Raw genomic sequence first — 23556 nt, 5'->3', positions numbered from 1 at the left:
GTCACCAACACGGCGACGCTGCCGCAGGAGGACCGCGACGCCATCGCCGAATTCATCACGTCGCTGCCGCCGCGCGATCCGCCGGCGCTGCCGAACGGCGAGGTGGCCGAGGCGGTCGCCTTCCTGCGTTGGCTGCTCGACGACAATTTCACGTTTCTGGGCCTGCGGACCTATGCGATCGAGGGCGACGCCGGCACGGCCGTCGAGTCGGGCGGCGATCCGTCCGACGCACTGGGCATCCTGCGGCAGGAGAACGTGCGGGTGCTGCGGCGTGGCCGCGAGCTCGTGACCATGACGCCGGAGGTGATGGAGTTTCTGCAGGAGCCGAAGGCGCTGATCATCACGAAGGCCAATGCGCGCTCGCGCGTGCACCGGCGCGTCCATCTCGATTACGTCGGCATCAAGCGCTTCGACGGCGCCGGCCGCGTCGTCGGCGAGCTGCGCCTGCTCGGCCTGTTCACGGCGACGGCCTACACGCGCTCGGCTCGCAGCATTCCGTATCTGCGCCGCAAGGTCGATGCGGTGCTGACGCGCGCCGGCTTCGCGCCGACCAGCCATTCCGGCCGCGTGCTCGCCAATGTGCTGGAGACCTATCCGCGCGACGAGCTGTTCCAGGTCGACGAGAGCACGCTGCTGCAGTTCGGCCTGATCGTGATGCATCTGGGCGAGCGGCCGCGGGTGCGGGTGCTGCCGCGCGTCGACCGGTTCGACCGCTTCGTCTCGGTGATCGTCTACGTCCCGCGCGACCGCTACGACTCGACGGTGCGCGAGGCGATCGCCGAGCATCTCGCCGCCGTCTATGCGGGCCGGATCGTCACCTTCTATCCGTGGTTCCCGGACGGCCCGCTGGTGCGCGTCCATTTCATCATCGGACGCTGGGCCGGCGAGACGCCGCGTCCGTCGCGGGTCGCGCTCGAGGATGCGGTCACGAGCATCGTGCTGACCTGGCAGGATCGCCTCGCCGCCGAGCTCGCCGCGACCACCGAGCCGGTCCGCGCCGCCGCCCTGCGTGAGAAATATGTCGGCGCGTTCTCGCGCGCCTATCGGACGGCGTTCACGCCCTCGACCGCCGTCGACGACATCAGGATCCTCGAACGGCTCACTGTCGAGCGGCCGCTCGGCGTCGGCTTCCATCGGCGCGCCGGCGATTCGCCGTCCTGCGCCCGGCTCAAGGTGTGGAGCCGTGGCCGGCCGATCCCGCTGTCCGAGCGCGTGCCCGTGCTGGAGCACATGGGCTTCCGGGTCGTGGAGGAGAGCACGTTCCGGGTCGATCTCCCGGCCGGCGACGACGGCCCGGTGTGGCTGCACGACATGACGCTGGAGCGGCTCGACGGCGGCGCCGTCGACCTCGACCTGCTCGGCCGGCGGCTGGAGGCCGTGTTCCTGATGGCCATGCGCGGCGTCGCCGAGGACGACGGCTACAATGCGCTGGCGCTGGTGGCGGCGCTGCCGTGGCGCGAGATCGCGCTGCTGCGCATGCTGTCGCGCGCGCTGCGGCAGTTCGGCATCCGCTACTCGCAGGACTACATGTGGGCGACGCTGGCGCGGCACCCGGAGCTCGCCCGGAAGATCGTCGTCCTGTTCCACGCCCGCTTCGAGCCGCGCGAGGGCCTCTCGGTCGATGCGCGTGCCGACCGGCAGACCGAGATCGTGCACGAGATCGAGACGGCGCTGGACGCGGTCGAAAGCCTCGACGAGGACCGCATCCTGCGGCGCTTCCTCAATCTGGTGCTGTCCGCGCTGCGTACCAATTTCTATCAGCTCGACCGCGACGGCCAGCCCAAGTCCGTGATGGCGATCAAGTTCGACAGCCGGCGCATCGACGGCCTGCCGCTGCCCCGCCCGCTCTACGAGGTGTTCGTCTATTCCCCGCGGCTGGAGGCCGTCCATCTGCGCTTCGGCAAGGTGGCGCGCGGCGGCATCCGCTGGTCCGACCGGCCGCAGGACTTCCGCACCGAGATCCTCGGGCTCGTCAAGGCCCAGCAAGTGAAGAACGCCGTCATCGTGCCGGTCGGCGCCAAGGGCGGCTTCGTGCCGAAGCAGCTTCCCGCCGGCGGTCGCGAGGCCGTGCAGGCCGAAGGCATCGCGACCTATCAGGCGTTCATGGGTGCGCTGCTCGACCTCACGGACACGATCGCGCCGGACGGATCCGTGATCCCGGCCGACACGGTGCGGCACGACGGCGACGATCCGTATCTGGTCGTCGCGGCCGACAAGGGCACGGCGACCTTCTCGGACATCGCCAACGGAATCGCGCAGGCGCGCGGCTTCTGGCTCGACGACGCCTTCGCGTCGGGCGGCTCGGCCGGCTACGACCACAAGGTCATGGGCATCACGGCGCGCGGCGCCTGGGAGGCCGTGAAGCGCCACTTCCGCGAGATGAACATCGACATCGGCACGACGCCGTTCACGGCGGTCGGCGTCGGCGACATGTCCGGCGACGTGTTCGGCAACGGCATGCTGCGCGAGCGCACCACGACGCTGATCGCCGCCTTCGACCATCGTGACATCTTCATCGATCCCAATCCCGATCCCGAGAGAAGCTTCGACGAGCGCGCGCGCCTGTTCGCGCTGCCGCGATCGAGCTGGCAGGACTACGACCGCACCCTGATCTCCGCCGGCGGCGGCGTGTTCTCGCGGGCCGCCAAGGAGATCGCCCTGTCGCCCGAGGCGCGGGCCGCGATTGGGCTCGACAAGGAGCACGTCACGCCGGCCGAGCTGATGAGCGCCATTCTGAAGGCGCCCGTCGATCTCCTGTGGTTCGGCGGCATCGGCACCTATGTCCGCTCGCCCGAGGAGACCAACGAGCAGGCCGGCGACCGCGCCAACGACGCGATCCGCATCGCCGGCGACGAGCTGCGTTGCAAGGTGGTGGGCGAGGGCGCCAATCTCGGGATGACCCAGCGCGGCCGGATCGCGGCGGCCCTCGCCGGCGTGCGCCTCAACACCGACGCGATCGACAACTCGGCCGGCGTCAACACGTCCGACGTCGAGGTGAACCTGAAGATCGCGCTCGGCCGGCCGATGCGCGAGGGCCGCATCGACCGCGCCGCCCGCGACGTGCTGCTCGCCTCGCTCACCGAGGACGTCGGGCGTCTCGTGCTGCGCAACAACTATCAGCAGACCCAGGCGCTCTCGCTGGCGCAGCGCCGCGGCCTCGAGGATCTCGGCTTCCAGCAACGGTTGATGCAGACGCTGGAACGCCGGGCGCTGCTCGATCGCGCCGTGGAGTTCCTGCCCGACGACGTGGAGATCGCCGAGCGGCGTGGCCGCGGCGAGCCGCTGACGCGGCCCGAGCTCGCCGTGCTGCTCGCCTATGCGAAGTTGTCGCTCGGTCACGACCTGCTCGAGTCGACGATCCCGGACGACGCCTATCTGTCGCGCGAGCTCGGGCGCTACTTCCCGCCGGCCGTGGCGGTGAAGTTCCCGGATGCGCTGACAGGCCATCGCCTGCGCCGCGAGATCATCGTGACGCAGCTCGCCAACTCGATGATCAACCGCGGCGGTCCGACCCTGGTGGTCCGCATCGCCGACCAGACCGGCGCGAGCCCCGACCGCATCGCCGCCGCCTTCGCGGCGGTGCGCGACTCCTTCGACATGGTCGAGCTCAACACCGCCATCGAGGCGCTCGACAACCGCATCGACGGCGACCTGCAGCTCGCGCTGCTGGAGCAGATGCAGAACCTGCTGCTCGACCGCATGGTGTGGGTGTTGCGCCGGCTCGACCTCTCGGGCGGGCTCGCCGGCATCGTCGCGCATCACCGCGCCGGCATCGCCGCCATCGAGGCGGCGCTCGATCGGGTGCTGCCCAAGGAGGCGCAGGCCGCGCGCGCCGCCCGCGTGGCCGAGCTCGCCGTCGCCGGAGTTCCCGAGGACCTCGCCCGGCGGCTCGCCGACCTGCCGCAGATCGGTGGCGCGCTCGACGCCATCCGGGTCGCCGACCGCATCGGCCGCCCGGTCGACGCGGTGGCGGCGTCGTGGTTCGCGCTCGGCGCCTTCTTCGAGATCGACCGCCTCGCGACGGCGGCCCGCAAGATCGTCATCGCCGACTATTTCGACCGCCTGGCGCTCGATCGCGCGCTCGATCAGATCGGCGACGCGGGCCGTCGCATCACGGCGGAGATCATGGCGGGCGGCCTGTCCGGCGAGGAGGCCGTGCAGGCCTGGGTGAAGGCGCGCGGCAGTGCGGTCGAGCGGGTCCGTACCGCCGTGCACGAGATCGCCGCCTCCGGCCTCACGCTGTCGCGGCTCTCGGTCGCGGCGAGCTTCCTGGGGGATCTGGTGCCGGCCTGAGGCGGCCGGGCGGACTATTGCGCTCGACCCGCGGCGGGGCGCAGAATACCGCCGCTGGTTGTCTCGAACGTCCCCACGACGGCAAGGCGATGACCCGGGCGCCCCTGCAGTACGACGAGCCGCTCTACCGGCCCCCGAGCGAGGGCCGCAACCTGATCATTCAGGCGACGCTCGGCTGCTCGTTCAACCGCTGCACCTTCTGCGCCATGTACAAGTCCAAGAGTTTTCGCGCGCGGCCGCTCGGCGACGTGTTCGCCGACATCGAGGCGGCGGCGCGGCTGTGGCCGGAGGCCGACCGCATCTTCCTGGCCGACGGGGACGCCCTGGTGCTGGCGACCGAAAGCCTCGCCGCGATTCTCGACCGGCTCGCGGCGGCGTTTCCGCGGCTCGACCGCGTGTCGTGCTACGCGACGCCCATCAATCTGGTTCAGAAGGAGCCGGGCGAGCTGCGGCTGTTGCGCGAGAAGCGACTGTCGCTGGTCTATGTCGGGGTCGAATCCGGCGCGCCGACCATCCTGTCGCGCATCCGCAAGGGCGCCACCCCGGAGCGCATCGCCGAGGCCCTGAATCGCGCGAGCGCCGCCGGCATCGCCGTGTCGGCGACCGTCATTCTCGGAATCGGCGGCCGACGTCTGTGGCGTCAGCACGTCGACGGCACCGCCGCCGTCGTCAACGCCGCGCCGCCCGCGTTCCTGTCGACCTTGCAGCTCCGCCTCGGCGAGGACGAGCTGCAGGAGTTCGTCACCCGCTTCCAGCGCGACGGAACGCCTTTCGAGGAACAGGACGACGAGGGGGTCCTCGAAGAGCAGGAGGCCCTGCTCGCCGGCCTCGATCCGCCCAGGCCGGTGGTGTTTCGCTCCAACCACGCCTCGAACTGCCTGCCGCTGGCCGGCACGGTGCCGCAGGATCGCGATCGCCTGAAAGCGATCGTCACCGCCGCCCGCCGCGGCGCGCCCGTGTTGCGACCCGAGTTTTTTCGCGGGCTGTAATAAGCATCGACGCACTCTGACTCGTCATGCCCGGCCTTGTGCCGGGCATCCACGTCTTTGCGGCGATGCGGCGTCGAAGAACGTGGAGGGCCGGGACAAGCCCGGCCATGACGAACTTTCTACGCCAACATCCGGCCTACCGCTTTTCGCGCCTCGGCGAACAGGCTCGGCAGGTCGAGTCCCGGGATTCGCCCGTCCTCGACGATCAGGCGGCCGTTGCAGAAGCCGTATTTCACATGCGCCTGGCCACCGCCCGCGACCGGGCCGATGGCGGAGTCGTGCAGGCCGGCGTAGCGCACGTGATCGAGCGAGTAGACCATGAGGTCCGCGGCCATTCCGGGCGCCAGCGTGCCGGTGTCGGAGAGGCCCAGCACGTTGGCGCCGCCGGCCGTGCCCCAGTGGATCACGTCCTCGACCGTGACGCTGGCGGCGCCGTCGCGCGCGCGGTGGACCAGCCACGCCATGTGGCTCTCGTTGATCATGTCGGCGGCCTCGTTGGAGGCGGCGCCGTCGACGCCGAGTGAGACGCGGCCGCCGAGCCGGGCGAGCGCGGGGGCGGGGGCGATGCCGGAGCCGAGCCGGCAGTTCGACTGCGGACAGTGGGCCATGCCGGTGCCGGTCTCGGCCATCAGCCGGATCTCGTCCGGTTGCATGTGGCAGAGATGGGCGAAGAACACGTCCGGCCCGACCCAGTCGTGTCTCTGAACGAACTCGAGCGGCGTGCAGCCGTGCACGTCGCGGCAGAAGTGGACGTAGTCGAGCGACTCCGACAGATGGCTGTGCAGGCCGATCCCCATTTTCCGAGCGGCCGCAGCGAATTCGGGAAGCTCGTGCGCATGCACCGACCAGGTCGGCGTGGTCGGCGCCAGGATCACCTTGCGCATGGCGTCGCCGCCGCACTGGTGGAAGCGCCCCACGTCGGCTTCGACGCTCGCCAGCATGCCGTCGAGCGTCTCCGGTCGGGCCTCCGGCGGCGGGTTCAGGTCGATCTCGCGGACCTTGGTGGCGCCGCCGCGCATCAGCACGAAGCGCACGCCGAACCTGTCGGCGATGTCGAACAGCAGTGCGCTGCCGTCGAAGCCCATGCCGGGCCAGTAGGCATAGTGGTGGTCGGCGATGGTGGTGCAGCCGGACAGCAGCAGCTCGGCGATGCCGATCGTCGCGGCGATGCGCAGCGTCTCCTCGTCGACGAAGCGGCGGTAGGCGACCGGCACGGCCGAGAGCCACGGCGCGAGCTGAAGGTCGATACCGGCCGGAATGCCCTTCATCAACGACTGGAACAGGTGGTGATGCGTGTTGATCCAGCCCGGATAGACCACGCAATCGGTGGCGTCGAGCACGCGCTCGCCGGGTTCCGGCGTCAGTGCGCCGATCGCCGCGATGCGAGTGCCGCGCAGGCGGATGTCGGGGCCGGTCGCGCGCGCGGCCGCTCCCGAGCCACCGGTCATGATCGCGGTGGCGTTGCGGATGAGGAGGTCCATCAGGTCTCCGGAACCAGCTCGCTCTCGTGCCAGTCGCCGAGCGCCAGCCGGGAGAGCGTCACCATCAGGAGGAAGAGTGCGACGCCGGTGAGCGTGATCAGGAACAGGGCGGCGAACAGCAGTGGGATGTCGAGCTGGAAGCCCGCCTGGAGGATCTGGTAGGCGAGCCCGGCCGAGGTGCCGCCCGTGCCGGCGACGAACTCGGCGACCACGGCGCCGATCAGCGCGAGCCCGGAGGAGATGCGCAGGCCGCCGAAGAAGTAGGGCGCGGCGCTGGGGATGCGCAGGCGGACGAGCTCCTGCAGCCGCGTCGCCTTGTTCATCCTGAACAGGTTCAGCAGGCCCGGATTGACGCTGCGCAGCCCGAGAATCGTGTTCGAGATGATCGGGAACAGCGCCACGATGGTGGCGCACACGACGAGCGCGGCGGTCGGCTGCTTCACCCAGATGATGATCAGCGGCGCTATGGCGACGACGGGCGTCACCTGCAGCAGCACCGCGTAGGGAAAGAACGACATCTCGATCAGCTTGCTCTGCGCGAACGCGAAGGCGATCAGCGTGCCGATGACGACGGCGAAGAAGAACGCCATGAACGTCACCTTCAGCGTCACCAGCAGCGAATCGAACAGGAGCGACCACTGGTCGACCAGGGTCTGCGCGACCAGGACGGGCGAGGGCACCAGATATTTCGGCACCTGCCAGTAGCGGACCGAGCCCTCCCACATCACCAGCATGACGATGCCGACCAGGATCGGCAGGACGATGCCGAGGATGCGACTGTTCTTGTCGAGTGCGGCCATGGCTGCCTCAGTCGTGCGCCGCGCCGGAGACGCTCGCTTCGGCGAGCAGCACCTGCAGGTCGCGGGCGTAAGCGGCGAATTTTTGGGACACCCGGAAGGCGTCGTCGCGCGGATAGGGCTCGTCGATGACCACCTCGCGCAGCACGCGGCCGGGCCGCGCCGCCATCACGACGACGCGGGTGGAGAGGAAGACCGACTCGTAGATCGAGTGGGTGACGAACACCACGGTCAGCGTCTTCTCGAACCAGAGGTCGAGCAGATCCTGGTCGAGCTTGTTGCGGGTGATCTCGTCCAGCGCGCCGAACGGCTCGTCCATCAGCAGGAGGTTCGGCTCGGTCACCAGCGCGCGGGCGATCGAGGCGCGCATCTGCATGCCGCCGGAGAGCTGGCGCGGATAGCTGGCGTCGAATTTTTCCAGGCCGACCGTCGCCAAAGCCTTGTCGACGCGGGCGTCGCCCTCGGATTTCGGCACGCCGGCGAGATCGAGCGGCAGGCGGACGTTTCCGCGCACCCGCGCCCAGGGCATCAGGGTCGGGTCCTGGAACACGAAGACGAGCTTCTTGCCGTCCTCGCCGACATGACCGTAGTCGCGGCCCCACCACATCAGGCCGCCCGAGGTCGGCTCGATCAGGTTGGCGACCATCTTGAGCAGGGTCGACTTGCCGCAACCCGACGGGCCGAGCAGCGTGACGAACTCGCCCTGATTCACGGTGAGGTCGATCGGCGCCAGCGCGCGCACGCCGTTGCTGAAGATCTTCTCGGCGCCCAGAACCTCGATGGCGGGCGGGCGGGCGGCTGCAGCGGGTTCGCCCGCCGCGGAGTTTGTGTCCGGTGCACGCACCGCCTGGGCCATCCTCATGGTCGTTTCCGCTCTCGGCGGGACGGCGGCTGCGCCGCGGTCCCGCTCGTCTCGGCCGAACGGGACGCGGGCGGCCGACGGCCCCCCGCGGCCGCCGTCACGGCATGACCTTCATGTCCTTGACGAATTGCAGCGTGTAGCCGGCCTTCATGTCGACCTCGGGCTTCAGGAGCTTCTCCTTCACCATGAAGTCGTAGGTCGCCTTCCAGCGCGCGTCCGTCATCACGCCGATGCCCTGGGTGGCGGCGTCGCCGGAGACCAGCACCTTGCTCTCGCGCAGCTTCTCGATCGCGTAGGCGATCTGCTCGCTGCTCATCTTCGGGTTGTCCTTCTGGATGAGCGCGTTCGCGGGGGCCGGATCACCGTAGATATAGCTCTTCCAGCCCTCCATCGACGCCTTCACGAAGCGCTGCACCATGTCGGGCTTGTCCTTCACGGTCTTCTGCAGCGTCACGATCGTCGTGCCGTAGGGCGGGTAGCCGTCGTTGGCGAACAGGAAGAAGTTGACCTTGGCGCCGGCCTGCCGGGCCGCGAAGGGCTCGGACGACATGTAGGCCTGCTGGGCGGCGTTGGGGTCGGCCAGGAAGGGCTGCAGGTTGAACGTGTAGGTCCGGGTCTGTTCGTCCGTGTAGCCGAACTTGGCCTTCATCCACGGCCACCAGTTGGAGCGGCCGGCGGTGGCGACCAGGATGGACTTGCCCTTCAGGTCGGCGAGGCTCTTCACGTCCGGATGGGTCATCAGGCCCTGCAGGTCGGACTGGAACGAGGTCGCGACCGTGACGGCCGGCACGCCCTGCTCAAGCGCCTTGTAGACCGAGAAGTCGTAGCTCATCAGGAACTCGGTCTGCTCGGCGCCGAGGATCTGCATGCCGTTGATCTGCGGGCCGCCCATGCGGACCGTCACGTCGAGGCCGTACTTCTTGTAGATGCCGGTGGCGACCGCCTGATAGAAGCCGCCGTGCTCGGCCTGGGCGTACCAGCTGGTCAGGATCGTGACCTTGTCCTCGGCCCGAACCGGAGCCGAACCGAGTGCGACGACCGCCGTGCCGGCGAGGCAGGCGATGACGGCCCACGGGCGCGTGAAAGCAAGCATGGAGACCTCATCCTTTGGCGGACGTCCGGCGTGACGACATCGGGTGAAGACGCAGACGTGGCAATGCGGACGTGACGACGGAACGTGGATTCGAGCGACGACTCTGGGTGACGACGAGCATTCGCACCCCGGCCTGTCGGTCCGCGCGTCCTTGCCACCCCGCCTGCATCCCGGCCGTGGAGGCCGGGCGCGACCGACATGCGGTGTGCCGCATGCCCCGGGTGACGCGGCTTGCGACGCTCGCAAGCTGTCGAGTGCACACGATTAGTGGCATTGCCGCCGAAGTTGTCAATCAACGCGGCTGTCCGGTTATTGTGCATGTGCCTTGTTTCCAGGCACGCTCCGCCTTCCGGCGTGGGCCGGGACCCCTGCGGCCAAGCCGCGCGTCGCCCGTATCATATTGCCTTTCAAGGTGATGCGGCATCGGGCTCGGTGCCGAGAGGATTCCCGATTGGAGCCGGCATGTCGCGCCGGCCCGAGTTGCATGGCTCCCCACCGGCGCGTCTCGGACACGACGCTCCTCGGCCAGCCTCGTTCTCGGGCGAAAATTGCCCTCCGGCGGGAGCGAACCATTCACCACATACCGACCGGGAGCAAACGTCGTGTTGACAATGCCGTGACAAGTGACGAATTTCGATATTCATCAGTCGTCACTCCTTCGCTGGTAATAAAATGCCCCGGGACGTCGCTTCCTCCGCTGGTTTTTTGGGTGTCGCACGCCTCCTGCGCCTCCTCGTGCACAGCGCCGCCGGCCGTGCCGGTCGGGCTGCCCCGGTTGCCGCCGCCGCTGCTCGTCTGGTCCCGATGTCCCCTCGGGCCGCTGGACGGGCGGCGGTGGTGGCGCCCTTGATGGTGGCCGCGATCGCCCTCGCGGGGTGCGGCGAGAGCAACGGCACGCCCGGCAAGGCGCAGGTGCTCGACCGGCCCGTGCTGGTCGCTCCGGTGCATTTCGAGGACCTCACCGACACCCGCACCTTCGCGGCGACCATCCGGCCGCGTATCGAGAGCGACCTCGGCTTCCGGGTCACCGGCAAGGTCGCCAAGCGGCTCGTCCAGAACGGCGACCGGGTGACCAAGGGCCAGCCGCTGCTGCTGCTCGACACCAACGATCTCGAGCTTCAGCTCCAGCAGTCCGAGGCCGAGGTGCGGGCCGCCAAGACCAATCTGATCCAGGCCGAGGCCGACGAGTCGCGCTCCACCGAGCTGCAGAAGAAGGGCTGGACCGCGGCCGCGACGCTGGAGAAATCGCGCGCCACCGCCGAGGAGGCGCGCGGCCGCCTCACGCGGGCGCAACGCCAGCTCGATCTCGCCAGGAACTCGCTCGACTATGCGACGCTTGAGGCCGATGCTGACGGCATCATCACGGCGACCCCGGTCGAGCCCGGCCAGGTGGTCGCCTCCGGCCAGGCGGCGGTGCGGCTCGCCCGCCTCGCCGAGGTGGAGGCGCTGGTCGCGCTGCCCGAGACCTTCGTCGAGCGCGCCCGCAACGCCACCGGCACCTTGACGCTGTGGTCGCTGGCCGATCGCAGCTACGATGTGCGGCTGCGTGAGCTGTCGCCGGCGGCCGACACCACCACCCGCACCTACGCCGCCCGCTACACGATCCCGGGCGCCGACGAGGCGGTGCGCCTCGGCATGAGCGCGACGTTGACGTTACGCGAGGGCAAGGGCGAGCGCGCCGCGCGGCTGCCGCTCACCGCGCTCCTCAACCAGGGCCAGGGCCCGATCGTCTGGGTGGTCGACCGCGACGGCCGGCTCGAGGCCCGCAACGTCACGGTGTCGCGTTACGAAGGCCGCAGCGTGCTCATCGACGCCGGCGTGAAGGAGGGCGAGAGCGTGGTGACGCTCGGGGTCCAGAAGCTCGATCCAGGCCTGGTCGTGCGGCCCGTCGCGTCGCTGTCGTTCTGAGCCGGAGACGCGAGATGCGCCGCTTCAACGTCTCGGCCTGGGCGGTCGCCCATCCGACTCTCGTGCTGTTCCTGATCCTGATGCTGGCCGCGCTCGGCGCGCTCTCCTACACCAAGCTCGGCCGCGACGAGGACCCGTCCTTCACGATCAAGATCGCGGTCGTGACGGCCGCGTGGCCCGGCGCGACCACGGCGGAGATGCAATATCAGGTCGCCGACCGGATCGAAAAGAAGCTGCAGGAGCTGCCCTGGTTCGACAAGGTCACGACCTATTCGAAGCCCGGCTTCGTCGCCGCCCTGATGGAGTTCCGCGACACCACGCCGCCCGGCCAGGTGCCGTATCTGTTCTATATGGTCCGCCGCAAGATGGCGGACCTGAAGTCCGATCTGCCCGACGGCGTGCTCGGCCCGTTCATCAACGACGAGTACGGCGACGTCGACTCGGTGCTCTACACGCTGCGGGCCGACGGTGCCGACTACGCCCAGCTCAAGCGCGTCGCCGAGTCGATGCGCCAGCGCCTCCTGAAGGTGAAGGACGTCACCAAGGTAACGATCTACGGCACCCAGGAGGAGCGCATCTTCGTCGACTTCGACCACGTCAAGTTCGCCAATCTCGGCATCACGACCCAAGCGATCTTCGACAGTCTCGCCAAGCAGAACGCCATGGTGCCGGCCGGCACCGTGCAGACCTCGTCACGCATCCCGCTGCGCGTGACCGGCGCCCTCGACGGCGTCGAGACCGTGAAGGAGACGCCGATCGCCGCGGCGAACGGCACCGTGGTCCGGCTCGGCGACATTGCGACGGTGAGCCGCGGCTTCATCGATCCGCCCGAATACCTGATCCGCCAGCGCGGCACCCCGGCGCTCGCGGTCGGCATCGTGATGCAGAAAGGCGCCAACATCCTGCATCTCGGCGAAGGCATCAACGAAGCCATGGCCGCGATCGAGCGGGAGACGCCGGTCGGCTTCACCTGGGAGCGCATCGCCAACCAGCCCAAGATCGTCGAGGAGGCGGTCGGCGACTTCATGCGCTCCTTCATCGAGGCGCTCGCCATCGTGCTCGGCGTCAGCTTCCTGTCGCTCGGCTGGCGCACCGGCGTCGTCGTCGCGCTGTCGGTCCCGCTGGTGCTCGGCATCGTCTTCACCCTCATGCTGATGATGGGGCTGGATCTGCACCGCGTCACGCTCGGTGCCCTGATCATCGCGCTGGGTCTCTTGGTCGACGATGCCATCATCGCGGTCGAGATGATGGTGGTGAAGATGGAGCAGGGCTGGGACCGGGCCCGCGCCGCCTCCTTCGCCTGGACCTCGACGGCCTTCCCGATGCTGACCGGCACGCTGGTCACGGCGGCCGGCTTCCTCCCCGTCGGGTTCGCGGCGTCGTCCACCGGCGAGTATGCGGGCGGCATCTTCTGGGTGGTGGCGATCGCCCTTCTGGCGTCGTGGGTCGTGGCCGTGGTGTTCACCCCCTATCTGGGCGTCAAGCTTCTGCCGGACTTCAAGATTCATCACGCTGGCGATGCCGACGACATCTATCACACGCCGCTCTATCGGCGGCTGCGCGGCGCCATCGACTGGTGCGTGCGCCATCGCGTCGTCGTCGTCGTCGTCACGATCACGTTGTTCGTCGCGTCCGTGCTGGGCTTCGGCAAGGTGTCGCAGCAGTTCTTCCCGCTTTCCGACCGGCCCGAGCTGTTCGTCCAGATCCGCCTGCCCGAGGGCACCTCGATCGGCACCTCGCTCGACACCGCCAAGCAGGCCGAGAGCCTGCTCGCCGGCGACGACGACGCCGCCACCTGGACCACCTATGTGGGGCAGGGCCCGCCCCGCTTCTGGCTCGGCATCAGCCCGGCGCTGCCCAACGAGGCCTATGCCGAGATCGTCGTCGTCGCCAAGGACGTCGCGGCGCGGGAGCGGCTCAAGGCGAAGATCGACGGCGCCACCGCGAAGGGCGCTCTCGCCGCCGCGCGCGTGCGGGTGAGCCGGCTCGACTTCGGCCCGCCGATCGGCTTCCCGGTGCAGTTCCGGGTGATCGGCACGGATCCCGACACGGTGCGCGGCATCGCCTATCAGGTCCGTGACGTAATGCGGGCCAATCCCGATGTGCTGGAGCCGCAGCTCGACTGGAACGAGCAGATGCCCTCCGTGCGCCTCGTCATCGATCAGGACCGCGCCCGTGCGCTCGGTCTCGATCCGCAGACCGTGGCGCAGACGCTGCAGACGCTCGTCACCGGCTACACCGTGACGACGATCCGGGACCGCACCGAGAAGGTCGCCGTGGTGGCGCGCGCCATCGCGCCCCAGCGCGGCGACCTCGGTGCGATCGGCGACCTCACGGTGCTGTCGCGGGGCGGCGTGCCGGTGCCGCTCTCCCAGGTCGCCCGCATCGAGCAGGGCCACGAGGAGGCGATCCTGTGGCGCCGCAGCCGCGACATGGTCATCACGGTGCGCACCGACATCCGCGACGGCGTGCAGGCTCCGGACGTGTCGACCGCGATCTGGTCGGCGCTCGGCGACCTCAAGGGACGACTTCCGGCCGGCTACCGCATCGAGATGGGGGGCGCGATCGAGGAATCCTCCAAGGCCAACGCGTCGCTGTTCGCGGTCTTCCCGGTCATGCTGGTCACCATGCTGACCATCCTGATGATCCAGCTCCAGAGCTTTTCGCGATTGGCGCTCGTTCTGCTGACCGCACCCCTGGGCCTGATCGGGGCGACGCTCGGCCTGCTCGCCTCCGGCATGCCGTTCGGCTTCGTGGCGCTGCTCGGGCTGATCGCGCTGGCCGGCATGATCATCCGCAACACCGTCATCCTGGTCGACCAGATCGAGCACGACGTCGCGGCCGGCAGCATCCGCCGGGTGGCCATCGTCGACGCCACCGTGCGCCGCGCCCGGCCCGTGGTGCTCACGGCGCTCGCCGCCGTGCTGGCCATGATCCCGCTGTCGCGCTCGGGCTTCTGGGGTCCGATGGCCGTCACCATCATGGGCGGCCTTCTGGTCGCGACCGCGCTGACGATTCTGTTCCTGCCCGCCCTCTATGCGCTGTGGTTCCGCCGCTCGCTCGACGAGCGCGGCCCCGGCACGCCGGAGCAGGACGACGAGGAGGCCCCGACGGCCGCCGACGCTCCGCGGCTGGCGCCGGCCGGCCCGAACGGCCATCCGGTTCCGGCAGCGCAAGAACCATGAGGCGCCTGCGCAAGGTTTTGGATACACTCGCGGCCCAGGCGGTGTGCAAGCCGTCGCGCAAGGGAGGCGGGGGCGTGAGCGACGCGACGCGGGCGGACACCAGGGAGCACGACACCCGCATCCGCATCGTCCAGACGGCGGACCGGCTGTATCGGCAGATCGGCTACCAGAAGACCACGGTGGCCGACATCGCCCGCGAGCTCGGCATGTCGCCGGCCAACGTCTATCGCTTCTTCCGCTCCAAGGACGAGATCAACGAGGCGGTCGGGCGTCAGCTCCTCGGCGAGGTCGCTGCGGCGGCGGCCGAGATCGCGGCGCGCGACGTCCCGGCGGCGGAGCGCCTGCAGGCACTGTTCACCACGGTCGAGCGGATGAACACCGAGCGGTTCACGGTGGAGAAGAAGCTGCACGACCTCGTGGCCGTCGCGCTCACCGAGAACTGGGACATGGTGAAGGGCTATGTCGAGCGGATGGACGACGTGATCGCCGGCATCATCGCCGACGGCATGGCGCGCGGCGAGTTCCGGTCGCTCGATCCCAAGCGGGCGGCGCGTTGCCTGCACACCGCGATGGTCCGCTACTCGCATCCGCGACTGATGGTCGAGTGCTCGGACCTGCCCGAACCCACCCTCGACCATTTGTTGGACTTCTGCCTCGCCGCGCTGCGGTGAGGCGGGTCCGCCGGATTTTCAATCGCATATCGCCGGCGCTTCATGCGGGCGAGATCCGGGGCGCCTGATGCGTCACGCTCGCGGCTTCCTCATCACCTGTGTGAGCGCGTCGCGGTCGGCCAGGATCGAGAACGTCTCCTTCGGCGCCAAGAAGGTGGCGGCTTCGGCGACCGTGTCGGCCTGCTCGGTGCGGGCGCGGGCGACGACCAGGGGAACGTCGACGTCGCCTTTCTTCCGCGCCGGCTTGTCCGGCAGCATCGCGAGGTGTGCGTCGAGGAGTGCGGCGTCCGAGGCCAGGCGCAGCAGGGCGGGGGCGTCGGAGGGAGCCGGTGCGGCGACTAGCTCCTGGGCGCGCAGCAGCACGGCGGGCGGATCGCGCTCCTCCGGGATCAGCAGCAGGCCGATGCGGCGCAGGCCCCGTCCGATGCGTTCGCTGGACGTCGCCGCGACGGTCGGCACCGCCAGCACAAGGCCGGCGACGACGGGTGTCATCCACAACAGCAGCGGGGCCGACACCGCATAAGCGGCCGCCCCCAGCAGGACGCCGAGCAGCACGTGCCAGCCATAGAGGCGTGACAGCAGGCGGAAGCCCGCGTGGGCGACGTCGCGCTGCTGCGCCTGCCAGCCGGCGTCCCGCCCGAGCAGGATCTCGGCGACGGCGCGCGACTGCAGCAGCATCATGATCGGCGCGATCAGGCTGGTGACGAAGGTCTCCAGGATCACGCTCACGAACGAGCGGATCACGCCGCCGGTGCCGCGGCGCTCGCTCTTCTGCGTCATGGCGGCGAACCAGCCGAGAAACTTCGGGACCACCAGGATGCCCATGGTGCCGGCGAACACCCAGGCGGCGCGGACCGGGTCCTGGGCCGGCCACTGCGGGAACAGCGAGAAGCCGGACGGAAAATACTCGGGCTTCACGAACTGCGCCTGCAACGAGATCAGGATGCCGACCAGCAGGAACACCAGCCACAGCGGCGAGGTGATGTAGGAGCCGATGCCGGTGAGCAGATGCAGGCGCGAGACCCAGTGCAGGCCGCGCGCCGGCAAGACGCCGAGATGCTGCAGGTTGCCCTGGCACCAGCGGCGGTCGCGGATCGCGTATTCGGTGAGCGATGGCGGACACTCCTCGAAACTGCCGCCGAGGCCGGGCGCCATGTGGACGCCCCAGCCGGCGCGCCGCATCAGCGCCGCCTCGACGAAGTCGTGGCTGAGGATGTGGCCGCCGAACGGTTTTCGCCCTTTGAGTAATGGGAGACCGGCCTGGCCCGCGAAGGCGGCGACCCGGATGATCGCGTTGTGGCCCCAGTAGTTGCTCTCGGAGCCGTGCCACCAGGCGATGCCGCGGGCGACCAGCGGGCCGTAGACGCGGCCGGCGAACTGCTGGATGCGCGCGAACAGCGTCGTTCCGTTGAGGACGACCGGAAACGTCTGGATCAGGCCGGCGCTCGGGTGGCGCTCCATGGCGGCGGCGAGCCGCACCACGGTATCACCGGTCATCAGGCTGTCGGCGTCGAGCACCAGCATGTGGTCGTAGGCGCCGCCGAACCGCATCGTCCACTCGGCGATGTTGCCGGCCTTTCGTGCGACGTTCTCGCGGCGATGGCGATAGAAGACGTTGTCGGCGCCGGTCCGCTCGATCAGCGCCAGCAGCGCCGCCTCCTCGCGCACCCAGACGTCCGGGTCGGTGGTGTCGCTCAGCACGAAGACGTCGAAATGCGACAGCCGCCCGGTCTCGGCGATCGATTCCCAGATCGCCTGCAGGCGCGACATGACCCGGTGCGGGTCCTCGTTGTAGGTCGGCAGCAGCACGGCGGTGCGCCGGGCGAGCTCCGGTAGCGGCGCGGCCGGGTCGATGTCGAGCGTGTGGTCCGGCCCGGCCAGGATGGCGACGAAGCCGATCAGGCTGGAGACCAGCGAGAAGGCGATCCAGGTGAACAGCGAGACGAACAGCCCGAGCACCATGGCCTCGGGGACGGTCAGGCCCTGCACCTGCAGAACCTGATACATCTCGTAGGCGCCCTCGACCGACAGCGCCGCGGTGGCGCCGAACACGAGGAGCCGGCGCAATCCGGTGCGGGGCGGGCGCTCCGGTGCTGGCGCGACCGCGCCGGGCGGCCGCCACAGCGACTGCTCCGGCATGGCGAGCGGCCGCTCGGCCGGCAGATGCACGAAGGGTGCCTCGCGGCGAAGATCGGCCGCCTCGTGCATGGTCACGGTGTCCAACGGTAGAGCCACGTCTCGGTGAGCGGCTCGTCGCCGCGCAGCAGCAGGGCCCGCAGCTCGACCACGGTGTCGCGGCCGGGCGCCAGCTCGAAGGACAGCCGCCAGCCGCCCGCGGCCGGGTTCGGCTGGGTGACGATGTTGACGATCTTGCCCTTGTCGGTCTCGACCAGCCCGCGCACGGCGGCCGGATCGATGCCGGTGAGCTTGTCACCCGTCACGTCGAGCACGAAGCGGCGGGTCCCGTCGGGCCCGGCGCCGCAGCGGGTGCGTGCGAAGGTGGCGAGCGGCGGCGTGCCGGCCTTGCCGGCGCCCCAGTGCAGCCGGTAGGTGAACCAGTACTCGCTCTTGGCGGCGAGCTTGTCCTTCGGCCGCCAGAACGTGACGATGTTGTCGTGGATCTCCTCCTTGGTCGGGATCTCCACCAGCTGCGTCGCCCCGGTGCCCCAGTCGCCGATCGGCTCCACCCACAGGCTCGGCCGCGTCTCGAAGCGCGATTCGAGGTCCTCGTAGGCGCGGAAGTCGCGGGCGCGCTGGAGAAGGCCGAAGCCGCGCGGATTGGTGTCCTCGAAGATGCTGATCTGCAGGTCGGTCGGATTGGCGAGCGGCCGCCAGATCTCCTCGCCGCGACCGTTGCGGATCGCGAGCCCGTCGGAGTCGTGCACGGCGGGCCGGAAGTCGTCGACGCCGGCGCGGTCGTTCGGGCCGAAGAAGAACATGCTGGTGCAGGTGCCGATGCCGGGCAGCTCGATGTCGGTGCGGGGATAGAGCGTCATCTCGACGTCGAACACGGTGGTCTCGCCGGGCCTGATGGTGAACCGGTAGGCCGCCGCCGCGCTCTTCGAATCGAGCAGCGCGTGGACGACGATGGATCCCGTGTGCTTGGGCGGCTTCTCGATCCAGTAGGCGCGGAATGCCGGGAACTCTTCTCCCTTCGCGTCTGCCGTGCCGATCGACAGACCTCGTGCTGAAAGGCCGTAGGTCTGGCCCTTCGCGACGGCGCGGAAGTAGCTGGCGCCGAGGAAGACGGCGACCTCGTCGTAATAGTCGGGCCGGTTGATCGGCGCGTGCAGGCGAAAGCCGGCGAAGCCGACGCGGGCGTCCGAGGCCGGCGGCGGCACGGCGCCGAAGTCGAACAGGTCGGGTGAGTAGAGGATCGGCCGCGCCTTGCCGTCGCGCACCTCGTGGATCGCCACCCGGTCGGTGAACAGGAAGCCGCGGTGGAAGAACTGCGCCTCGAACGGCAGGCCCTCGCCGCGCCACAGCGCGCGGTCGGGCCGGAACCGGATGGTGCGGTACTTGTCGTAGTCGAGATCGGTCAGGCCCGGCGGCAGGCTGGTGTCCTGCGCCGCGAACGGCTTCTCGGCGAGCGCCCGCGCGGTCCGGCGCACCATGTTGGCGTCGAACGGCATCTCGGCCGGTTGGGTCCGGGCCGGGTCTGGAGCCTGCGCGAAGGCCGGCGCGACGCGCCCGGCGCCCGCCAGCACCAACGGCACCGCCAGCGACCCGGCCAACAGGTCGCGGCGATTCGTGAGTTTCGTGGTGATGGTGTCCACCCTGAGTAAAGGTTCCGAACCTGCGTCGATAATCGATCGCGGGCACGCCGGTTCCATGCCGCAGGTAATAGGCGGATGCGTGGCGGTAATTTGGTCAGATGCGAATCGCCGGGCAGACGCCCCCGACCCGGTGACGGCGGATGAGTAAGTGGCGCTCGCATCGTAAGTGCCGCAACAGGTGGTATTGACGCAAAATCGGCTCACTGCTACTGTGGAGGTGCTTGAGTAAGTTCATCCGATATGCATGTGGCGGTCGGCGATGAGTGGTCACGGCAGGGAAGAGCGGCTGCAGATCATGCTGGCGGCCGAAGAGTTGGCGGCAGTGGATGAATTCAGGTTCTCGCGTCGGATGCCCAGTCGAGCAGCCGCCGTTCGGGAGTTGCTCAGGCGCGGACTCGCCGCCGAGGGCTTCGTGCGCGCCAATGGCGAGAAGAGATCACAGGAATTCGGCGTCCTGCCGAAGACGTCCGGCGGCGAGAAATCCGCGATCTGACCGCTGGATTCCGCGCGGGCGCGACAGCAGCGGGACTAGGCCAGTCCCGCAACCTGCCCTGCGCTGGCGCCCGCGCGTCGGACGCCCGAGATCGTCCCGGGTCGTCCCCTAAGAATCCAGTGAGCGACGGGCCTCGGCCGGCTTCGCCGGGGCGTGGGGCTGATCCTTCCGGATCAGCAGACCCGTCAGAGCAAGTCGACACAGGCGGTCCGGATCGGTGATCCCGGCGCGGGCGAGGGTGACGATGCGCTGCGCGATCTGCTCCCGGTCGACGGGGAAATCGGCCGATGTCAGAAGCGTGAGCGCGTTCTCGTAAGCCACGCAGGCGCTCTCGATCTCCTTCGGATCGAGGGAGTCCTTCAACTGCCGCAGCTCGATCAACTTCAACATCTGCTGTCCTCTTTTTACGCGAGACGAGACCAGTCTCGGAAAAGATCTTGCGAATTTAATTTACTCGATAATACTATCTTCCGATAGCCGGAATATGTATATGCTATGTAGTTTACTGAGATATATGATAATGAAGCACTTACTCATTCGGAGTAGCTTCGCCACAACGTCGCCCGCCGACGCGGCGCATCGGGCCTGACGCGGGCGCGGTCTCGTTCGCGCCCGGGACGCGCGCCCCGGGCCAGCGGGCAGGCCAAGACAGCTCGCCGGTGCCGGAAAGGGTCCGAAGCGTTCGGCCGGATCACCCGGCGTCGTCGATCCTCGAGCGCCGGCGACCATCGAGCCCGACTGGGGCCGATCGTTCATCCCTCGGGCTGCGCCACCGCGCCGGCCGCCTGCCCTGGGATCCCCGCGATGGCGCGAATCAGCTGCTCGAGGAAAACCGCGGCCGGGATCGGCAGGTTGCGGCTGCGGAGCTGGCCGACCACCAGCTCGGCGCCCGGCGCGTCGCGCGGATCGAGCGGCCGGGTGACGACGCCGGGCGTCGCGTCGGGCGACACGTCGGCTCCGATCTCGATCTGGAACGACAGCACGCGGTCGCGCCGCACCAGACCACGCAGCATCTCGAAGGAGTTCGACTCCGCGACGATGCGCAGCGTGATTCCCAGGCGGGCACAGGCGGCGTCGACCAGCTGGCGGCCGCCCAGCGTGCGGTCGGCGAGCGCCACCGGATGGGCGGCGCAGTCGCGCAGCCGCAGGACCGTCTTGGCGGCGAGCGGATGGTCTTCCGGCATCAGCGCCACCAGCCGCTGCTCGACGCTCATCAGCGGCCGGAAGCCGGCATGGAACGACGGACGGTACACGGCGACGAGGTCGACCGCGTAGTTCTCAAGCTCGGCCATGGCGCGGTCGTGATCGGCCACCCGCACCTCGAAGACGACATTGGGGTGGCGCTGCCGGAACGCGGCGATCTGCTGCGGCAGGAAATCGTAGGCGAGCGCCTGGCTGCAGGCGATCCGCACCGTGCCGCGCTTCATGCCGCGCAGATCCTCGATCTGCGACTTCATCCGCTCGACGTCGCCGGCCTGCTCGCGCAGATAGCGCACGAACACCTCGCCGGCCGCCGTGAGCCGCACGCCGCGCGGCTTTCGCTCGAACAGCGCGGCGCCGAGCTCCTCCTCCAGATCCATGATGCGGCGGTTGACGGCCGACGCCGTCACGGCCAGCCGCTCCGCCGCCTTGCGGATCGATCCGGTGCGGGCGACCTCGTCGACATAGCGCAGGATTCTCAGGTGACGCATGGGGGCGATTCCAATTTTCGGCAGAAAGTTCGAATGCCGGTCATTCCGGGTCCGGCGCGGAGCGCCGGACCGGAATCCAGCCCTGAGGACGGAAGGTTTGGCTGGATTCCGGGTCCGCCGCTGCGCGGCGCCCCGGAATGACGGACCCGGAGTGATGCTTATTCGGCAACGATACAGCAAAAATTCAGCGGCAGAAGTCCACGCTTCGATTCGCTAGCGTGATCCGGCGAGCAGGACGAACGGCCGTGCCGCGGCACGCTTGTTGCCTGCAAGGTCTTCTTTCCGCGCCGAAAACTCTCGCCCGGAGCCGTCGTGCCGATGCCGCAGAGCGCTGCCGATCCGACCACCAGCTTGGTGCGGCCCCGCCGGCCGGAGCGGATCGTGCGCTTCCCGCAGACCTCGGGCGCGCCGGTCGAGATCGACCTCGCCCGCACGGCGCTGCTGGTGGTCGACATGCAGAACGACTTTCTGCACCCGGACGGCTGGTTCCCGCAGGCCGGCATCGACACGGCGGCGGCGCTCGCCATCGTGCCCGGCATCAACGGGCTCGCGGCGGCTCTCCGTCTCGCCGGCGTGCCCGTGGTCTTCGTCAACTGGGGGGTGCGGGCCGACGTCGCCAATCTGCCGGCCGGACTGATCGCCAAAGGCACGCGCGGTGGCACCCGGCCCGGCTACGGCGACCCCTCGCCGAGCGGGCGCGACAACATCTTGGTGCAGGGCCAGTGGGGCGCGGCGACCATCGCGGCGCTGCCGGTGGCGGCGCAGGATCTGGTCGTCCACAAGCACCGCTTCTCGGGCTTTCACGACAACGAGCTCGACTCGGTGCTGCGGGCCCGCGACGTGACGACGCTGCTGTTCGCCGGCATCAACACCGACCGCTGCGTGTTCGCGACGCTGACCGACGCGAGCTTTCGCGGCTACGACTGCGTGCTGCTGTCGGACCTCTGCGCGACCGTGTCGCCCACAAGCGTGACCGACACGATCCTCACCCTCACCGATCTGCTCTACGGCGCCGTCGCCAGCGGCGCCGCTCTCCAAGCCGCTCTCGATGCCGTGCTCGCCGGGGCCGGTCCTGCCGAAATCCTCACCCCACAGGAGACCTCCCGATGAGCTTCGCCTTCCTGCGGCCCGCGCTCGCGGCCGCCGCTGCGCTGGCCTGCCTGGCCGCGCTGCCGACCGCCGCGTCGGCCGACACCAAGCTGAAGATGGTGCTGAACTGGAAGTATCAGGGGCCGCAGGGCTTCTTCTTCGTCGCCCAGGACAAGGGATACTTCAAGGCCGAGGGCCTCGACGTGACCATCGACCAGGGCGACGGCTCGGCCGCCGCGGTGCCGAAGGTGGCGAGCGGCGCCTACGACATCGGCTTCGGCGACCTCAACGCGCTGATCGAATTCGCGGCCAAGAAGCCCGAGGAGGCGCCGGTCGCCGTCTATGTGATGTTCAACCGGCCGCCCTTCACGGTGGCCGTGAAGGCGGACTCGCCGATCAAGACGCCGAAGGACTTCGAGGGCAAGACTCTCGGCGGTGCCGCCAACGACGGCGCCCTGAAGCTGTTTCCGGCGCTGTGCAAGTCCGCCAAGATCGACTGCGGCAAGGTGAACATCACCAACATGGCGCCGAACCTGCGCGAGCAGATGCTGATGCGCGGCCAGGTCGACGGCGTGTTCGGCTACGTCAACACGATCCGGTTCTCGGCCAAGCTGATCGGCGTGAAGGACGACCAGATCCGCTACATCAACTACGGCGACTACGGCATGGATCTCTACTCCAACGCCATCATCGTCTCGAAGAAGCTGATCAAGGAGAACCCCGAGGCCGTGAAGGGATTTTTGCGCGCCCTCAACAAGGGGGTGATCGACTCGCTGAAGGATCCCAAGGCGTCGGTCGCCTCGGTCGCCACCCGCGAGCCGCTGATCAAGAGCGACGTCGAGCTCGAGCGCTTCGACGCCACCGTGAAGGACGAGATGAACCACCCGGAGATCGCCAGGATCGGCCTCGGCAGCGTCGACCCGGCGCGGCTCAAGACCTCGATCGACATCCTGGTCGAGGCCAACGGCCTGCCCCGCACGCCGACCCCGGCCGAGATCTTCGATCCCGCCTTCCTGCCGCCGGCCGCGGACCTGCCGAAGAAGCTGTTCTGAGCTGATCACGTCCTGTCCCCCGTGTCCCGGGCGAAGCGCAGCACGACGCGAAGCGACGTGATGCGCTGGAGACCCGGGACCCAGGGGCTCAGCACTCGTGGCCCTGGGCCCCGGCTCGCCGGACCTGACAGTGCTGATCAACCACGGCCACCCCGACGCGGCGCGCATCATGCTTC

At 69.2% G+C, this 23556-nt stretch carries 16 protein-coding genes; 8 read left to right on the top strand and 8 right to left on the bottom strand.

Annotated features, from left to right (window positions below; genetic code table 11):
* Together CH341_RS01945 and CH341_RS01940 are read left to right on the top strand one after the other, a co-directional pair.
* On the top strand, positions 1–4293 hold a 4293-nt coding region (locus tag CH341_RS01945; RefSeq protein ID WP_111417343.1), incomplete at its 5' end, for an NAD-glutamate dehydrogenase.
* 89 nt (positions 4294–4382) lie between these two features.
* Positions 4383–5282 (top strand): radical SAM protein, encoded by a 900-nt coding sequence (locus CH341_RS01940; protein ID WP_111417342.1) that lies wholly within the window; start codon positions 4383–4385, stop codon positions 5280–5282.
* Between the two features lie 119 nt (positions 5283–5401).
* Here CH341_RS01940 and CH341_RS01935 read toward each other — a convergent pair whose 3' ends face one another.
* The 4 genes from CH341_RS01935 to CH341_RS01920 form a co-directional block, all read right to left on the bottom strand.
* On the bottom strand, positions 5402–6763 hold the full coding sequence (locus tag CH341_RS01935) for an amidohydrolase family protein (protein WP_111417341.1): 1362 nt from the start codon (positions 6761–6763) through the stop codon (positions 5402–5404).
* Positions 6763–7563, bottom strand: a complete 801-nt coding sequence (locus CH341_RS01930) for an ABC transporter permease (RefSeq protein ID WP_111417340.1) — start codon at positions 7561–7563, stop codon at positions 6763–6765. The genes CH341_RS01935 and CH341_RS01930 overlap by 1 nt, the downstream gene beginning before the upstream one ends.
* Positions 7564–7570: 7 nt before the next feature.
* Positions 7571–8416, bottom strand: coding sequence for an ABC transporter ATP-binding protein (locus CH341_RS01925; RefSeq protein WP_111417339.1), 846 nt, complete (start codon positions 8414–8416; stop codon positions 7571–7573).
* A 103-nt stretch (positions 8417–8519) separates the two neighbouring features.
* Entirely contained in the window at positions 8520–9515 is a 996-nt protein-coding gene (locus CH341_RS01920) for an ABC transporter substrate-binding protein (protein WP_111417338.1), read from the bottom strand.
* 804 nt (positions 9516–10319) lie between these two features.
* Between CH341_RS01920 and CH341_RS01915 the strand changes: the two genes are divergently transcribed.
* From CH341_RS01915 to CH341_RS01905, 3 genes are all read left to right on the top strand, one after another.
* The gene (locus CH341_RS01915; RefSeq protein WP_111417337.1) at positions 10320–11423 is read left to right on the top strand and encodes an efflux RND transporter periplasmic adaptor subunit; all 1104 of its coding nucleotides are present in this window, start codon (positions 10320–10322) and stop codon (positions 11421–11423) included.
* A 14-nt stretch (positions 11424–11437) separates the two neighbouring features.
* Positions 11438–14608 (top strand): efflux RND transporter permease subunit, encoded by a 3171-nt coding sequence (locus CH341_RS01910; protein ID WP_111417336.1) that lies wholly within the window; start codon positions 11438–11440, stop codon positions 14606–14608.
* Positions 14609–14682: 74 nt separating this feature from the next.
* Entirely contained in the window at positions 14683–15279 is a 597-nt protein-coding gene (locus CH341_RS01905) for a TetR/AcrR family transcriptional regulator (RefSeq protein WP_245430822.1), read from the top strand.
* Positions 15280–15351: 72 nt separating this feature from the next.
* On the opposite strand, the gene mdoH is transcribed toward CH341_RS01905, so the two are convergent.
* The gene (gene mdoH, locus CH341_RS01900) at positions 15352–17487 is read right to left on the bottom strand and encodes a glucans biosynthesis glucosyltransferase MdoH (protein WP_111417349.1); all 2136 of its coding nucleotides are present in this window, start codon (positions 17485–17487) and stop codon (positions 15352–15354) included.
* A gap of 2 nt (positions 17488–17489) precedes the next feature.
* The gene (locus tag CH341_RS01895; protein WP_245430824.1) at positions 17490–18911 is read right to left on the bottom strand and encodes an OpgD/OpgG family glucan biosynthesis protein; all 1422 of its coding nucleotides are present in this window, start codon (positions 18909–18911) and stop codon (positions 17490–17492) included.
* Positions 18912–19314: 403 nt separating this feature from the next.
* Here CH341_RS01895 and CH341_RS01890 point away from each other — a divergent pair, with 403 nt between their 5' ends.
* Positions 19315–19548, top strand: coding sequence for a hypothetical protein (locus tag CH341_RS01890; RefSeq protein ID WP_111417348.1), 234 nt, complete (start codon positions 19315–19317; stop codon positions 19546–19548).
* A 108-nt stretch (positions 19549–19656) separates the two neighbouring features.
* Here CH341_RS01890 and CH341_RS01885 read toward each other — a convergent pair whose 3' ends face one another.
* Positions 19657–19938 (bottom strand): hypothetical protein, encoded by a 282-nt coding sequence (locus CH341_RS01885; RefSeq protein ID WP_111417333.1) that lies wholly within the window; start codon positions 19936–19938, stop codon positions 19657–19659.
* Positions 19939–20300: 362 nt separating this feature from the next.
* Positions 20301–21239 (bottom strand): LysR family transcriptional regulator, encoded by a 939-nt coding sequence (locus CH341_RS01880; RefSeq protein WP_111417332.1) that lies wholly within the window; start codon positions 21237–21239, stop codon positions 20301–20303.
* A gap of 318 nt (positions 21240–21557) precedes the next feature.
* Here CH341_RS01880 and CH341_RS01875 point away from each other — a divergent pair, with 318 nt between their 5' ends.
* Both CH341_RS01875 and CH341_RS01870 read left to right on the top strand, forming a co-directional pair.
* Complete coding sequence (locus CH341_RS01875; protein WP_111417331.1) at positions 21558–22349, top strand: cysteine hydrolase family protein; 792 nt, start codon at positions 21558–21560, stop codon at positions 22347–22349.
* The gene (locus CH341_RS01870) at positions 22346–23380 is read left to right on the top strand and encodes an ABC transporter substrate-binding protein (RefSeq protein ID WP_111417330.1); all 1035 of its coding nucleotides are present in this window, start codon (positions 22346–22348) and stop codon (positions 23378–23380) included. The genes CH341_RS01875 and CH341_RS01870 overlap by 4 nt, the downstream gene beginning before the upstream one ends.
* Positions 23381–23556: the final 176 nt, after the last annotated feature.

It is taken from the genome of Rhodoplanes roseus (assembly GCF_003258865.1).
In the GTDB taxonomy this organism is placed as follows: domain Bacteria; phylum Pseudomonadota; class Alphaproteobacteria; order Rhizobiales; family Xanthobacteraceae; genus Rhodoplanes; species Rhodoplanes roseus.
Note: the sequence above shows the minus strand (reverse complement) of the source record. Positions and strands in the feature narration are given on the sequence as shown.

Bases quoted from the DNA above. Each gene is read 5' to 3' on its own strand.
- CH341_RS01940 (WP_111417342.1), top strand. From the start codon at position 4,383: ATGACCCGGGCGCCCCTGCAGTACGACGAGCCGCTCTACCGGCCCCCG.
- CH341_RS01935 (WP_111417341.1), bottom strand. From the start codon at position 6,763: ATGGACCTCCTCATCCGCAACGCCACCGCGATCATGACCGGTGGCTCG.
- CH341_RS01930 (WP_111417340.1), bottom strand. From the start codon at position 7,563: ATGGCCGCACTCGACAAGAACAGTCGCATCCTCGGCATCGTCCTGCCG.
- CH341_RS01925 (WP_111417339.1), bottom strand. From the start codon at position 8,416: ATGGCCCAGGCGGTGCGTGCACCGGACACAAACTCCGCGGCGGGCGAA.
- CH341_RS01920 (WP_111417338.1), bottom strand. From the start codon at position 9,515: ATGCTTGCTTTCACGCGCCCGTGGGCCGTCATCGCCTGCCTCGCCGGC.
- CH341_RS01915 (WP_111417337.1), top strand. From the start codon at position 10,320: ATGTCCCCTCGGGCCGCTGGACGGGCGGCGGTGGTGGCGCCCTTGATG.
- CH341_RS01910 (WP_111417336.1), top strand. From the start codon at position 11,438: ATGCGCCGCTTCAACGTCTCGGCCTGGGCGGTCGCCCATCCGACTCTC.
- mdoH (WP_111417349.1), bottom strand. From the start codon at position 17,487: ATGCACGAGGCGGCCGATCTTCGCCGCGAGGCACCCTTCGTGCATCTG.
- CH341_RS01895 (WP_245430824.1), bottom strand. From the start codon at position 18,911: ATGCCGTTCGACGCCAACATGGTGCGCCGGACCGCGCGGGCGCTCGCC.
- CH341_RS01890 (WP_111417348.1), top strand. From the start codon at position 19,315: ATGAGTGGTCACGGCAGGGAAGAGCGGCTGCAGATCATGCTGGCGGCC.
- CH341_RS01885 (WP_111417333.1), bottom strand. From the start codon at position 19,938: ATGTTGAAGTTGATCGAGCTGCGGCAGTTGAAGGACTCCCTCGATCCG.
- CH341_RS01880 (WP_111417332.1), bottom strand. From the start codon at position 21,239: ATGCGTCACCTGAGAATCCTGCGCTATGTCGACGAGGTCGCCCGCACC.
- CH341_RS01875 (WP_111417331.1), top strand. From the start codon at position 21,558: ATGCCGCAGAGCGCTGCCGATCCGACCACCAGCTTGGTGCGGCCCCGC.
- CH341_RS01870 (WP_111417330.1), top strand. From the start codon at position 22,346: ATGAGCTTCGCCTTCCTGCGGCCCGCGCTCGCGGCCGCCGCTGCGCTG.